This is a genomic window from Microcystis sp., from assembly GCF_048564745.1.
In the GTDB taxonomy this organism is placed as follows: domain Bacteria; phylum Cyanobacteriota; class Cyanobacteriia; order Cyanobacteriales; family Microcystaceae; genus Microcystis; species Microcystis ichthyoblabe_A.
On record NZ_JBLZRT010000001.1, the window covers coordinates 1 to 14,018 of the forward strand.

Consider the following 14,018-nt stretch of genomic DNA (forward strand, 5'->3'; position numbering starts at 1 on the left):
GAAAATTCCCCAAGCTCCCTCTCTGTCCAGCAATGCTCTAAAGTTGATAAATATCAATCTAACAAAAACTCAAAGCCCTATTGTACAAGCTTTACAAGCATGAGTTGTTGATAGTTTTGCATGACAGGTTCGGTAGAGCCATAAATATAAATGTAGTAACGCACCCAAAAGCATTTGTCTCGTAGGTTGTGATGATAAGCAGAATTTATTAAAAGAGGGCGAATGCAATTCGCCCCTACAATAATATCATTGTGTCAATGGTAGGGGCGCATCGCGTGCGCCCAAAATGTCCTCTAGATATTTCTTCAAAAGTGAGCAGAATTTATTAAAAGAGGGCGAATGCAATTCGCCCCTACAATAATATCATTGTTTTTAATAATATGATTAACTCGCAATCGAACTTTAAAACCCATCTCCCCACTTCCCCATACCTATTACCTAGAATTATTAGTATTCTATAATACCAATGCTTAGGAAACTATAAAGAAAATCCCAAGATTGAGCGAGTACCTTGCCAAAAAACGCTATAATAGAATAAAATGCCTAATTTTTTCAACAAAATTGTTATGATAGTTACCAATAGACAAGAGCTAGAAGAACTGATACAACAGGTAAAAAAAGCTCAACAACAATTTGCCAACTATAACCAAGAACAAGTAGATCTTATCTTCAAAAAAGCCGCATTAGCAGCCAACAACGCGCGCATTCCCCTAGCTAAAATGGCAGTACAAGAGACAGGAATGGGAGTAATAGAGGATAAAGTGATTAAAAACCATTTTGCCTCAGAAATCATCTACAACAAATATAAACACAGCAAAACCTGCGGCATTATCGAAGAAGATAAATCCTTTGGATTGCAAAAAATCGCCGAACCCGTGGGCATTTTAGCGGGGATCGTACCCACCACAAATCCCACCTCCACAGCCATTTTTAAAGCCCTAATTGCCCTGAAAACCCGCAACGGCATCATTTTTTCCCCCCATCCGCGAGCCAAAGACTGCACCATCGCGGCGGCCAAAATAGTCTTAGAAGCGGCCGTCAAAGCAGGCGCACCGGCCGGTATTATTGGTTGGATCGATCAGCCATCGGTGGAACTTTCCCAAGCATTAATGCAACATCCCAGCATTAATTTAATCCTTGCTACCGGCGGCCCCGGTATGGTAAAAGCGGCCTATTCTTCCGGAAGACCTTCCCTAGGAGTCGGTGCCGGCAATACCCCCGCTTTAGTGGACGAAACTGCTCACATAAAAATGGCCGTTTCCTCGATTATTCTCAGTAAAACCTTTGATAACGGCATGATTTGCGCCTCGGAACAATCGGTAATCGTTGTCGATATCATCTATGAAGAAGTTCGACAGGAATTTATTGATCGCGGGGCCTATCTTCTTTCCCCCGAAGAAAGGGAAAAAGTCGTCGGGATTCTCCTAAAAGATGGTCATATCAACCCCGATATCGTCGGACAACCAGTAGAAAAATTAGCCACCATGGCCGGAATTTCCGTTCCCGAAGATACCCGCTTACTAATCGGAGAAGTGGAAAATATTGGCTTAGAGGAACCATTTTCCTACGAAAAACTCTCGCCAATTTTAGCCATGTACCGAGCCAAAGACTTTGAAGATGGGGTAAAAAAAGCCGAAAAACTGGTCTTATTTGCCGGTCGAGGTCATACGGCCGTGCTTTATACCGCACCCTCCAATCGGGAACATATTAAGCGCTTTGAAGACAACGTACAAACGGCCCGGGTATTAATTAATACCCCTTCCTCCCAGGGTGCAATTGGTGATATCTATAACTTCCGTCTCGATCCTAGTTTAACCCTCGGTTGTGGCACTTGGGGCGGTAATTCCATCAGCGAAAACGTCGAACCTACCCACCTATTAAATATTAAAACCGTAGCCGAGCGCCGGGAAAATATGCTTTGGTTCCGAGTACCACCAAAAGTATATTTTAAATACGGAGCATTACCCGTCGCTATTCGGGAATTAGCCGGCAAAAAACGGGCCTTTATTGTCACCGATAAACCTCTTTTTGACCTAGGAGTTACCGCAGCTTTAGAGGAAGTTTTAGAAGAAATCGGCATCACGATTAATATCTTTTATGATGTGGAACCCGATCCTTCCCTAGAAACCGTCGAACGGGGGTTAAATGTCATTAATACCTTCAATCCCGATGTGATTATCGCTATCGGTGGTGGTTCCCCCATGGATGCGGCTAAAATCATGTGGCTACTCTACGAGCATCCAGAGATAGAATTCGAGAGCTTGGCCATGCGTTTTATGGATATCCGCAAACGAGTCTATGAATTGCCCCCTTTAGGCGAAAAAGCTCTGATGGTTTGTATTCCCACCACTTCGGGAACAGGATCAGAAGTGACTCCCTTCGCCGTCGTGACCGATCGCCGTAATAATATTAAGTATCCTTTGGCAGATTATGCTCTAACTCCCAGCATGGCCATTGTCGATCCGGAATTAGTGCTAAATATGCCGAAAAAATTAACAGCCTACGGCGGAATTGACGCTTTAACTCACGCTCTTGAGGCCTACGTCTCGGTTTTAGCCTCAGAATATACTAACGCTCTTGCTCAAGATGCCATCCGACTGCTGTTTAAATACTTGCCCAGTTCCTATCATAACGGAGCTAAAGACCCGAAAGCGCGGGAAAAAGTCCATTACGCGGCGACAATGGCAGGAATGGCCTTCGCTAATGGCTTTTTAGGCATCTGTCACTCCATGGCCCACCAATTGGGGGCAATTTTCCATATTCCCCACGGTCTAGCCAATGCCTTGATGATTTCCCACGTCATCCTCTATAATGCCACCGATGCCCCCTTTAAACAGGCGACTTTCTCTCAGTACAAATATCCTAACGTGAAGTGGCGCTATGCCAGGATCGCTCATTCCTTGGGATTGGGAGGAGAAAGCGAGACCGAAAGTGTGGAAAGATTGGTATTAGCGATCGAATGTTTAAAACGGGAAATCGGTATTCCGGCCAGTATTAAAGAGGTAATTCCCGAAAGTGAAGCCGAATTTATGGCCAAATTAGACCATTTAGCCGAACAAGCTTTCGATGATCAGTGTACCGGAGCCAATCCCCGTTATCCCCTGATTGAGGACTTAAAAACCCTGTTAATCCAAGCTTATCACGGCAATTTGCCCCTAGAGGTGGCGGTAAATGGTCACGGTGATGTCAGTCTTGCCGATTTGAAGTTAGATCCGCAACCCTTGAGCTTGTAGGGATAGATTTTGCCTTTGATTCCCCCTACCCCCTAGTAGGGTTGATTCATGAATCAACCCTACCATCAATCAACCCTACCCCCCTTAATCAGGGGATATCCCCCCTACCCCCCTTAATAAGGGGGGCTAACCACAGAAACCAAAAACCTACCTACTTAGGGTTTGCTGAATAAATGTGAAATGTAGGCAAAGTAAGGGTTTTGGGGCTTTTCTCGCGAAACAGGTGCAAGATTTTGAGAGAATCGTCGTTCAAAACCTTGCATCTTCATCGGCCCGCGTCCTGTAGGGGCGAAGCATTCGGGCAATAACCTATCGGTGAAACCGTAGATTTTCTATCCGAATGCTTCGCCCGTACTTTTTCAGCAGACCCTACTTAGCCACTACTTAAAAATTATCTTTTTTCCCCCGCAGCCGCGCAAACACTTGTATTGGTTCGCTGCTATCCATGGTCATGGCCAAAGCGGGACTATCCCAACGCAAAAAAGGATTAGTCAGCTTTTCCGTCCCCAAAATTGCCGGAATCGTGGGCAGATCTTCAGCGCGATGTTTTTCCACTTCCCGATAACGCTGTTGCAGAGCAGCATTATTAGGGTCAACTGTCAAGGCAAACTTTAAATTATTTAACGTATATTCGTGAGCGCACCAAACCCTGGTCTGGTCGGGCAGCGATCGCAATTTAGTTAAAGAAGCCACCATTTGGCCCGGTGTTCCCTCAAATAAACGACCACAACCCCCAGAAAACAGGGTATCACCACAGAATAACTCACCGTAATCTCCGGGGTTAACCGGGGGAAAATAATAGGCAATATGAGCGCGAGTGTGGCCGGGGACAAAGAAAACCTCGGCCCAGCGACCGGCAAATTCCACCCGGTCCCCCTCCTCTAAAAACAGCTGCTGGCCCGGAATGCGACCGCGATCCTCCTTTCCCCCATAAACACAAAGATGGGGATAACGATTAATTAAAGCCTGATTAGCCCCCACATGGTCGCCGTGGTGATGGGTATTGAAAATAGCGACTAAATCCACCTGTAAAGCCTCTAATCGCCTGAAAACGGGTTCAGGTTCGGCTGGATCCACCACGGCCGCGATTTTTTGCGCTCGATCGTAGAGGAGGAAAATATAATTATCGGAAAGGGCGTTAAGACGTTCGATCTCCATGGTAGAATCTTGGGCTAAGGTTTAACTCGATCATATAGTGCTAACCTAACTCCCCGCAGGACAGGAATCGGCGAAAATTACGCAGGGAATCCCCACATGACTAACGGGAACAATATAGGTTTCTGTGGGGGGAAATAAAGCGACAACGTGGGGAACGGGACGGGGAGTATAATGGACTTGCGATTGACCCTGATAAGCGAGGGAGGTGCTTGCTCCTGAATCCAACATCACCGCGTCCCGAAAACCTGCCTGTACTAATAATTCTCCCAAAGCCATGGAATCGATCGGGTCTCGGGAAACCCCGATTACTGGCTGTCCTGCCTGATTAATCCCCCAAAAAGCCCGGTGACGCAGGGCATCAAAACCGTAAAGTGTACCAAAGGATTCTCGGGATTGTGGTTGTCCATCTTTGACTAACCAAGCGGCCGCGACAAAAGCATCCGTCACCTTGAGATCATCTCCGGCCTCCGCTGCGATTCCTTCTAGGGTATTATGACGAGCAGGATCGAAGGGAAGATAACGCACCCATTGATCGGTAATGATTACTAAAGGACGACCCTCTAACTTGTCGATTTCTCCCTCATATCCCGGTATAAAGCCGCCATTTTCGCTTAAAACTGGCCCGATCATCTGATTTGATTCCAATTCCTTGAGAGAGAAAAAACCGCCATCTACAGCCGCGACTGCTTCTGTACCGGCGATAATTTCCTCCACTTGATAACGACTATCAGCGTGGATGGTTTTGGGAATCCCGCCACTAATCAGAACAAGTGTATTACTTGGGAACTCCACTTCCCGTTTTTGGATGGTGGTGGCAAAGTTAAAACCGCCATCGGTACGGGGTAAGGGATCACCTCCCCAAGCTTGCGGTACAACTTCTCGCGTGCGTGATTGCCCAAAGCGTCCAATCGTGAGTAAATCGGGGGATTGACCAGCAAAATGCTCATCTAGGTCATTCATCGATAAAGCCGCCCGATAACCCGCTTTTTTGACGAATTCCTTCACTCGATCGTCCGCCTTCCCTTCCGGATAGGTGAAATAATTAATCGGAATGCCCAATTCTTTTTCTAAGATTTGTTTCGATTGCTTGACTTCTTGCTCCAAATCTGCATCGGACAATAATCTTAAATCCCGGGGATGACTGACGCTATGGGAGACAATCTGTACTAGAGGATCGGCGGCCATTTCCCGGAGTTGTTGCCAAGTGACACTGGTTCTGCCAGTTTTTTGAGCCATTTTATTGATATAAATCGAGAAAACAGCAGGATAGTTATATTTTCTCAATAAAGGATAGACATACTGATAATGTCCCCCATAACCATCATCAAAAGTCAATAAAACCGGTTTAGCGGGAAGGGGGATCCCTGTCCGCAGATGGGAAATTAACCAATCGATACTGATAGGAGTTGCCCCGATTTCCTGCAAAAATTGAAAATGTGCCTCTAATTCGGCGGGAGTAACGTCAAAAAATACCTCTTTTTTTGGTAAAATGTCGTGATACATTAAAACTGGTACTTTTGCCCCTTGAGCGCGGGGATGAATTTCCGGCCAGGGGGCTAATTCGATCGCTGTTGCCGAGTTATTTTGCCAATTATCGAGACTAATATCGTTTTTTTGGAGAGATAGGGAAACAATCACGCGATCGGAGATGTTTTTATAGGTTTTACAATCAAAAACTCTCGATATATCCTTAAAAGAACTATTTTCTAGAACATAATCCGCGCATTCCGGTTGAAACTCCCTAAAAGGTGCGGGGAGAGAATCACCCCCCACCAGAGCATTAGAACGAGGATAGAGAGAAATTGTCCAAATAATCAGACAAGTGACGATAAATGCCAAAAATCCGTATAGGGGAAACAAGGGAAACGAAGATTTTTGCCGAGCTTGCCAACGCATAAGATCAAGTAATAAAGTAAAAAGTAAAAAGTAAAAAAGCAGATAGTCCTTGAGTTACCGAAAAAACTGCTTTTTATCTAGATTTTTGGCTTTTGTTTTCTCGTCAGCAAAGCCCACTGATTACAAGCTGAGTTTCTCTGTAATCCGTTCCCTTGTCAAGTTTTCTAGAACACCCTCATCAGGAGATAGGAGTCAGTATTCAGGAGTCAGGAGTCAGGAGATAGGAGTCAGGAGATAGGAGATTATTTTATTTATTCTCCCCACACCCCACACCCCACACCCCACACCCCACACCCCACACCCCACACCCCACACCCCACACCCTACACCCCACACCCCACACCCCACACCCTACACCCTACACCCTACACCCCCGCTATATTCACGGGGATTAAACTGGTAAAGCGTGACACAAAACTGCTAGAGTTACCAAAGACGAGTATATAAACTTTACAGATATTGTATGAGAGTTTTGGTTATTGGCGGAGACGGCTATTGTGGTTGGGCAACGGCACTCCATCTATCAAATAGGGGTTACGAAGTAGGCATACTTGATAGTTTAGTTCGTCGCTATTGGGACTTACAATTAGGCTGCGATACCTTAACACCGATCGCACCCATATCTCATCGTATTCAACGCTGGCAAGATCTAACGGGAAAATCGATCGATCTTTTTGTCGGGGATATTAATGACTACGACTTTCTGATTCAATCCCTGCGACAGTTTCAACCGGATGCGATTGTTCACTTCGGAGAACAGAGATCTGCACCCTTCTCCATGATCGATCGCGAACACGCGGTTTTAACCCAAGTTAACAACGTTGTTGGCAATTTAAACATCCTCTACGCGATGAAAGAGGAATTTCCCGAAGCGCACCTAGTGAAACTGGGAACCATGGGTGAGTATGGCACACCTAATATAGATATTGAAGAAGGCTACATCACGATCGAACATAACGGTCGTAAGGATACTTTACCCTATCCCAAACAGCCAGGTAGTATGTACCATCTCAGCAAAGTCCACGATAGCCATAATATCCATTTTGCCTGTCGGATGTGGGGTTTAAAAGCCACGGATCTCAATCAAGGGGTGGTTTATGGAGTCCTCACCGAAGAAACGGGAATGGATGAGATGTTGATTAACCGTCTCGATTACGATGGGGTTTTTGGTACTGCTTTAAACCGTTTTTGTATTCAAGCGGCGATCGGTCATCCCCTGACAGTGTACGGTAAAGGTGGTCAAACGCGAGGATTTTTAGATATCCGCGATACCGTGCGTTGTTTGGAATTAGCGATCGCAAATCCCGCTCAATCCGGGGAATTTCGCGTTTTTAACCAATTTACCGAACTGTTTAGCGTCGGTGACTTGGCACTGATGGTGAAAAAAGCTGGTTCTGCGTTAGGGTTAAATGTGGAGATTAACAATCTTGACAACCCGCGCATCGAGTTAGAGGAACATTATTTTAACGCTAAAAACACGAAATTACTCGATCTAGGTTTACAACCTCACTATCTCTCCGATTCTCTCCTCGATTCCCTCTTAAACTTCGCCACCAAGTATAAAAATCGGGTAGATATGAATCATATCCTACCAAAAGTCACTTGGAAACGATAATTTATTAGTAGATGATAAGTTGAGGATGGGCAAATAACCCATCCTTTGCGTTTTTCTAATGTATCGCCATCAAACTCGATCTTAATCCGCACTGATAGGAATTATTGTCGTCCGCAATTGCGGGAATTAGGGCAACGTTCCTGCATTAATTGCGAAAATTCCGTTCTTTGAGCGGGAGTTAGGACTTGACGAATTTCCAAAAAACTTTCAAATTGCAGGTTACTCATTTCTTGGCGATTGCGGGAGATTTGCTGATGTTTGGAACGGATATCTCGATCGGAGGCATTATTCGATAATAAACTATTTAATTCTTGTTCGTTGCTTCTCAGGGTGTCCCGTAATTTTTGCATTTGTCCCCGGTATTTCTGACGAATAGCGGCAATTTTTGACTTTTGGTCATCGGTAAGGTTTAATTGTTCGATTAGTCTTTCTCGAGAATTATTCATCCCACGGGGACGACTCTCAGGACGCTGGGGAGAGCTAGTTTGAGCGATAAATAGACGATCTTGGGGATAGGATAGCACAGTGGCAGTTGGGGCCAAGTTAGCGGCTAGAGTTAAAGCCATGGTCGTGCCGAGAATCGAGACAGTAGAAAAGTACATAATTGACCTCCACAAAGAAATTAAGGATTATAGGTAGAATAGGTGAGATGAGGCTCGTTTAAGCTCATCCAAGGGGAACTATAAACGCTAGGAGCAGCAATCGGTGGAGCGATGCTATGGTTCCAACTCTCCACTAAAAAAGCTTCTAACTGCTCGTCGGAAATTTGGCTCAGTTGTGGATGAGGATCGGACCAACGATAGGAAGCAAAAATCAGCACAGATAAGGCAGTAATACCAGTTATCCACCCCAATAAAGGCGGCAATTTTGGGAAATTTACTGGCTTTTCTTCCCTAATCATTTGCATTAACTGTTCTTCTTGATCTATCGGTCGAGGTGGCAGCGATGGACGATAGCGACGCAGAAAATTAACCACTTTCTCATCTTCTGGGGACATTAGAGAACTCCTTGTTTTTGCAAAAATTGACCCATGGTTTTACGCGCATAATGAAGGCGTGATTTCACCGTACCGAGGGGAATTTCTAAGATTTGAGCGATTTCCTTTTGGGGTAAGTCTTCTAGATCGTGAAGGACAAGGACAGCGCGATGTTCTAAACTGAGAATTTCCAACCCTTGTCGGACCACTTCCTCATAATGCAGTTGCATCAAATCGGGACTATCTTGGGGACGGGATTCGCTATCAAGGGAGTTTTCCTCATCAGTGCTTTTGGCGATCCTCATTTGTCTTTTGGCTAATTGTCGCCGACCATCGATCGCCACATTCCAAGTGATCCGATAAACCCAAGTGGAAAAGTATTCAGGTGAACGCAATTTCGGCAACCCGTGCCACACTCTTAAAAATACCTCTTGGACAAAATCCTCTAGGAATTCCTGTCCACAGAGTTGATAGAGAGTAGAGCGGATTTTTGGTTGATAAAGACGGTAAAGGTGACGAAAAGCACCCCGATCACCCCTTTGACATTTTAAAATTAACTCTCGATCGCTCACACTTTTTTGCTTCTCGGTTATCACCTCGATCATTACCCCCGCTGGATGCCTGTCCGTTTAGACTAGGGGATGTCAAGAATGGTTCATAACCAGTGATCAGTGATCAGTGATCAGTGATCAGTTATCAGTTATCAGTTATCAGTGATCAGTTATCAGCTTTTTTCTCCCCACACCCCACACCCGTTCGGCTGAGCTCACGGCCGAAGCCCACACCCCACACCCGTTCGGCTGAGCTCACGGCCGAAGCCCACACCCCGCTTCCCATCACCGAAGGAGTAATTGTTGATAGAAATCCAATTGTTTTTGAGCGAGGGCTTTATTAGTATAATTGGTCATTACTCTCTGATAACCCCTCTGGCCTAATTCTTGAGCGAAGCTGGGATTATCTAAGAGAGTTTGTATAGATTTAGCCAGTGCTTCCCCATCTTTTTCGGGAAAAATTAACCCCGTATCAGCAATAACAAAGGGAATTTCTCCTGAATCAGAACCAATAACAGGAACCTGACAGGCCATAGCTTCAATTAAAACATGACCGAATTGTTCTTTCCAACCGACGGCCGTTAAAGTTTTGACCTGATAGGTGATTTCTGAAGGCAAAACTAAAGTGTTCATCAGGTTAATATAATTAACTACTTGATCGTGGGGAACACTTTCCACTATCATCAAGCGATCGCTTATTCCTGCGGCTGTAGCTTCGCTGACTATTTTATCTTTCAAGATGCCCCGACCTAACAGTAATAATTTCCACTTACCTGTTAATTTAGCTACAGCTTTAATCAGCGTTAGAATGCCTTTTTCTTCCACAAAACGACCGACAAAACCAATCACAAATTCATTGCTTTCAATGCCTAAAGATCGGGCTAAATCGGGTTGCTTGCTGGGGGAAAAAAGAACTTCATCCACGCCTAATTGTGGTAAAACGGTGTATTTACCCCTGTAACCCCGTTCTTTTAAAACATCTACTCCGTCCTGATTACCGGCGATTAAACCATCGGTATTTTTCAGGTTATAAGCTTCTAACCAAGAGATGGGAAATTTAGGAGTATAGGGAAGATTCCACCAAGTAAAAAATACATTTTTAGCCCGGAGATTTAAGAGACGATTCAGAGTAATAAATTGTGCATAACCGAGAGATTTAGAACCCTGTTCCACCTGAATAATATCAGGTCTAAATTTTTGCAACAAAGGAATTATATCAACACCAAAAGTTAATAAAGCTTGGTTATTCTGGCTAAAATTAGAGATAGGAATGACTCGGAAATTATCGGCTATTTTCGGTTGACTTTCAATAATTTTATTTTGGACTCCTCCCGGTTGCCAACGTTGGGGAACAACAATAGTAACCTCAATATTGGGATTTAATCTTGTCAGGGCGCGCAGTTTCTCACAGTTGAGATCAACTATATATGTATGACTAGCGACTAAAATTTTCATAGATTATCTAGTTTTGTATAAATTTGGCCATCATTCCAGAGGGACTTTACTTGAGTTTTCAGAGCATCCAGAAAACCTAAACTATAAAAAATTCCCCTAGAAAGGATTTTAATCGGGGAACCACCTTTATTACAGGGAGGATTGCCAAGAACGTGACAATCAAATAATTTAGCGTAGAGTCGCAATTGTTGAGCGGGAGTGAGATTTTTCAGGGCCATCAGAAAGTGATTATGATAAAAAGTCGTCTGATAACTCAAAGAACGAGTGCTAATATCATGACAGCCGCCGGTTTCTTCCCCTAAATGAACCAGATAAGCGGTGGGATCGTACCAGACATGATAGGGAGTCTGGCGTAACCTTAAGCAAAAATCCGATTCCTCGCGCACGGCACTGCCACGAAAGCGTTCATCGAACCAAATGCCGTATTTAGTAAATATATCCTTCCGGAAAGACATATTACAGCCCCGGGCCGAGATTACCTGCTGGGGTTTAGTGGTGTGGACAAGATCGATGTAATACCAAGCAATGCCGGGATCCATGGCTTGGGGGGGTAAAAAGTCGATTTCGTAGGGTTTGCTGGTATCTGTCACCATTTTTTGGGAGTCACCCAATTTCATGCGATCGAATACCCGACCGGCCACTACACCTATCTCAGGATTCTTGACAAAATTCTCACTATGTGCTTTGAGATAATTATCCGGTAGCCGCACATCATCATCGATAAAAAGAACGATATCGCCCTGGGTCCGACGGACTCCATAATTTCTGGCACCGGGTAAACTCGCCCAATCTAGCCGATACCAGCTAATTTTGTGCTGATTAGCCAGATTTTCTAGATAGGATTGTATGGCGGGGCTATGGGTAGCGGTTTGGTCGATAACTAATACCTCAAAATTGGGGTAATCTTGTTTGAGTAGGTCATCGAGAGTATCTTTAAGGGGTTCTTCACGTCGATAGGTGGGTATGATGACAGAAATCGAGGGAAAATTCATAGCAGTAATCAGTGATCAGTAAACAGTAATCAGTAAAAAGACAGTAGAAAACTTCTATTTAATGGTTCTTCGGTTTGTCTTATGCAATGGACGGGGGTTATAAGGTATGTAACCCTTATATAGAAAGGCATTTAGCGATTTTTGTTAATTTTTTTTTGATCTAGAGCGAACTAATCAATTAAATCTCTTGCCAGATAAGGATTTAGTCGATTTATGCCCCCCGATCGAACCATACCAAGTAACGAAGAACCACAGTAATCAGTAAAAAGACAGTAGAAAACCGCACACTTAAAAACTCACATCTGATAACTGATAACTGATAACTGATAACTGATAACTGAAATACCCAGCACCCATATTTCAAGCTAAAGAAACACCTTTGCGTTTAAATTTTAAGCCCTTTTTGGAGGATTTTGTGGCGGTTTCTCCCGCTAGAATTTTGGCTTCTTTTTCCTGTTTTTCGATCACGGGTAATTTAAAAATTACTCCTGCGAATATCCAGTAATAAACGCCCACAGGATCCGTATCGAGGGCATACCAATAGGGAAGATAGGCAACAAAGAGCAGCAAAACCCAATAACTACCGGCAAAACCTCGCAGAGTCGGATCTTTGAGGGAACGATAGGTGCGGAAGGCCAGATAAACTAGATGGGTCATGAATATCATGTACAAGGCAAAACCAATGTATCCCAACTCGAATAAAACTTTAGTGTGATAGGTTTCCACAAAGGAAATATCACCGAAAACCCTAGCAGCAGACGTGGCCACACCGAGTCCACGACCTAAAATACCGCCCTGATTACGGATAGCAAAATCCAACTGATCTTGAATAAAAGCGGTGGGGGGACTGCTTTGCCAACGGCTGACGGCACTATCGTAGCGTTGTTGGACAAAATCGGGGTTAAGGAAAGAAAAACCGACAGCTAGAAGTAGAGCGGCGGCAAAAATGATCGGCAAAAATCGTTTTAAGTTAGCGATTTGTCCCGTAAGAATCGTCAGCAGACCAACAATCATCGGCACAGCAAAGAAAGCTAATCTTTGTCCGGAGACCACTGCATTAATAAAAACTAGGGTTAAACCCACTAGGGCTGCTAGTCGCCATTTTTGGGAAATTTCACTAAAGGCACTGGCATAACAAATTACGGCACTAGAGACCAAAAACCAAGCCCAGTGCCAGGGAGAAACAAAGGTACCAGGTAAACGGATCATATTCACTTCCGGACTATAGGCCAATGCCCCACCAACCAAACACCTTGCCTCTAAGGTGGCTTTGAATAGTGAGTCAGCCACGTAGCCTCTAGTTCCTACACAACGACCGGTTTTCAGCATCCAGTATTGCATTAGTCCTAGGACACAACAAATAATCACTAAAGTCACTAAAAGACGACCAAAAAATAATAGGGTGGGTTTATCTTTGATCAAGTAATAAGTGCAGAAGATTAAGGGTACATAACCTAGCAAAACTTTAAATCCTAATAGTCCTTGCAGAAAAGGTTCACTTATCCGACAGGGAACCGGAACCAAAAAGCCGTTTTTGAAAACTCTCATTCCTTCTACAGATTCACAAGTAGGCAGAAATTGTCTCTGTAAATTGACAGCTAATAGACAGACTACACAGAAAACAAAGACTAATAATAGGGTTGTACCTAATTGTTTGGGGACAATAATCGGTAATCGCTTTTTTCGACATTCTAAAACTAAGGCGATTAAAGCGGGTAGATAAAAGATATCTTTACTGATCTGGAGGATTGGATTACCCCCAAACCAATAGACAATAGTTCCACTGAAGGGGACATAGATAATAACTGCCCAAAGAGCCGTGCGAGGAAAGCTAAAGGAGAAAACTCCTAAAATTAAGGCTAAACTTACTGCAGCTCCTATCTTGGGATCAAATAATAAGCTGAGGGGTAATCCGATCAAAATTGCTGCACAAATAGCAAAAACAATCAACCCTGTTAACTTTTGTTTCTTTTGCCTTTCTTCTTTTTTTAGGGCAAGTTTCTCTTTGATGTTAGGTGGGCGACTATCGGCTTTTGTTTCGCCTTGTTTATTCTTTTTTTTCTTGCGATCGATACTTAGTCCAGTCATAATTATCCCCTGCTACGCTAGGCTAAGGGCATTATAATCCCTGTTCCCCTCGAT

At 44.1% G+C, this 14,018-nt stretch carries 10 protein-coding genes; 2 read left to right on the forward strand and 8 right to left on the reverse strand.

Translation table 11 applies throughout. From position 1 onward, the window contains the following. The first annotated feature begins 566 nt into the window (after positions 1 to 566). On the forward strand, positions 567 to 3,233 hold the full coding sequence (gene adhE, locus ACOCD9_RS00005; protein WP_419546097.1) for a bifunctional acetaldehyde-CoA/alcohol dehydrogenase: 2,667 nt from the start codon (positions 567 to 569) through the stop codon (positions 3,231 to 3,233). A gap of 384 nt (positions 3,234 to 3,617) precedes the next feature. Here the strand turns inward: adhE and gloB are convergent, their stop codons facing one another. Together gloB and ACOCD9_RS00015 are read right to left on the reverse strand one after the other, a co-directional pair. Beyond that, the gene (gloB, locus tag ACOCD9_RS00010; protein WP_409888817.1) at positions 3,618 to 4,391 is read right to left on the reverse strand and encodes a hydroxyacylglutathione hydrolase; all 774 of its coding nucleotides are present in this window, start codon (positions 4,389 to 4,391) and stop codon (positions 3,618 to 3,620) included. 45 nt (positions 4,392 to 4,436) lie between these two features. Continuing rightward, the gene (locus ACOCD9_RS00015; RefSeq protein ID WP_419546098.1) at positions 4,437 to 6,287 is read right to left on the reverse strand and encodes a polysaccharide deacetylase family protein; all 1,851 of its coding nucleotides are present in this window, start codon (positions 6,285 to 6,287) and stop codon (positions 4,437 to 4,439) included. A 463-nt stretch (positions 6,288 to 6,750) separates the two neighbouring features. Between ACOCD9_RS00015 and ACOCD9_RS00020 the strand changes: the two genes are divergently transcribed. Continuing rightward, complete coding sequence (locus ACOCD9_RS00020) at positions 6,751 to 7,902, forward strand: NAD-dependent epimerase/dehydratase family protein (protein ID WP_002770161.1); 1,152 nt, start codon at positions 6,751 to 6,753, stop codon at positions 7,900 to 7,902. A gap of 101 nt (positions 7,903 to 8,003) precedes the next feature. Here the strand turns inward: ACOCD9_RS00020 and ACOCD9_RS00025 are convergent, their stop codons facing one another. From ACOCD9_RS00025 to hpsL, 6 genes are all read right to left on the reverse strand, one after another. Next, complete coding sequence (locus ACOCD9_RS00025) at positions 8,004 to 8,504, reverse strand: Spy/CpxP family protein refolding chaperone (protein WP_287699681.1); 501 nt, start codon at positions 8,502 to 8,504, stop codon at positions 8,004 to 8,006. A gap of 20 nt (positions 8,505 to 8,524) precedes the next feature. Continuing rightward, positions 8,525 to 8,899 carry a hypothetical protein gene (locus tag ACOCD9_RS00030; RefSeq protein WP_287699682.1) on the reverse strand — a complete coding sequence of 125 codons (375 nt, stop codon included), beginning with the start codon at positions 8,897 to 8,899 and terminating at the stop codon, positions 8,525 to 8,527. Continuing rightward, positions 8,899 to 9,483, reverse strand: coding sequence for a sigma-70 family RNA polymerase sigma factor (locus tag ACOCD9_RS00035; RefSeq protein WP_419546099.1), 585 nt, complete (start codon positions 9,481 to 9,483; stop codon positions 8,899 to 8,901). The genes ACOCD9_RS00030 and ACOCD9_RS00035 overlap by 1 nt, the downstream gene beginning before the upstream one ends. Before the next feature lie 231 nt (positions 9,484 to 9,714). Next, on the reverse strand, positions 9,715 to 10,884 hold the full coding sequence (gene hpsO, locus ACOCD9_RS00040; protein ID WP_287699684.1) for a hormogonium polysaccharide biosynthesis glycosyltransferase HpsO: 1,170 nt from the start codon (positions 10,882 to 10,884) through the stop codon (positions 9,715 to 9,717). Beyond that, positions 10,881 to 11,876 carry a hormogonium polysaccharide biosynthesis glycosyltransferase HpsN gene (gene hpsN / locus ACOCD9_RS00045; RefSeq protein WP_287699685.1) on the reverse strand — a complete coding sequence of 332 codons (996 nt, stop codon included), beginning with the start codon at positions 11,874 to 11,876 and terminating at the stop codon, positions 10,881 to 10,883. Before hpsN ends, hpsO begins: the two co-directional genes overlap by 4 nt. Positions 11,877 to 12,236: 360 nt before the next feature. Further along, a complete protein-coding gene (gene hpsL, locus ACOCD9_RS00050) occupies positions 12,237 to 13,964 on the reverse strand; it encodes a hormogonium polysaccharide biosynthesis protein HpsL (RefSeq protein WP_419546100.1) in 1,728 nt (575 codons plus the stop codon). Positions 13,965 to 14,018: the final 54 nt, after the last annotated feature.

Bases quoted from the DNA above. Each gene is read 5' to 3' on its own strand.
- adhE (WP_419546097.1), top strand. From the start codon at position 567: ATGATAGTTACCAATAGACAAGAGCTAGAAGAACTGATACAACAGGTA.
- gloB (WP_409888817.1), bottom strand. From the start codon at position 4,391: ATGGAGATCGAACGTCTTAACGCCCTTTCCGATAATTATATTTTCCTC.
- ACOCD9_RS00015 (WP_419546098.1), bottom strand. From the start codon at position 6,287: ATGCGTTGGCAAGCTCGGCAAAAATCTTCGTTTCCCTTGTTTCCCCTA.
- ACOCD9_RS00020 (WP_002770161.1), top strand. From the start codon at position 6,751: ATGAGAGTTTTGGTTATTGGCGGAGACGGCTATTGTGGTTGGGCAACG.
- ACOCD9_RS00025 (WP_287699681.1), bottom strand. From the start codon at position 8,504: ATGTACTTTTCTACTGTCTCGATTCTCGGCACGACCATGGCTTTAACT.
- ACOCD9_RS00030 (WP_287699682.1), bottom strand. From the start codon at position 8,899: ATGTCCCCAGAAGATGAGAAAGTGGTTAATTTTCTGCGTCGCTATCGT.
- ACOCD9_RS00035 (WP_419546099.1), bottom strand. From the start codon at position 9,483: ATGATCGAGGTGATAACCGAGAAGCAAAAAAGTGTGAGCGATCGAGAG.
- hpsO (WP_287699684.1), bottom strand. From the start codon at position 10,884: ATGAAAATTTTAGTCGCTAGTCATACATATATAGTTGATCTCAACTGT.
- hpsN (WP_287699685.1), bottom strand. From the start codon at position 11,876: ATGAATTTTCCCTCGATTTCTGTCATCATACCCACCTATCGACGTGAA.
- hpsL (WP_419546100.1), bottom strand. From the start codon at position 13,964: ATGACTGGACTAAGTATCGATCGCAAGAAAAAAAAGAATAAACAAGGC.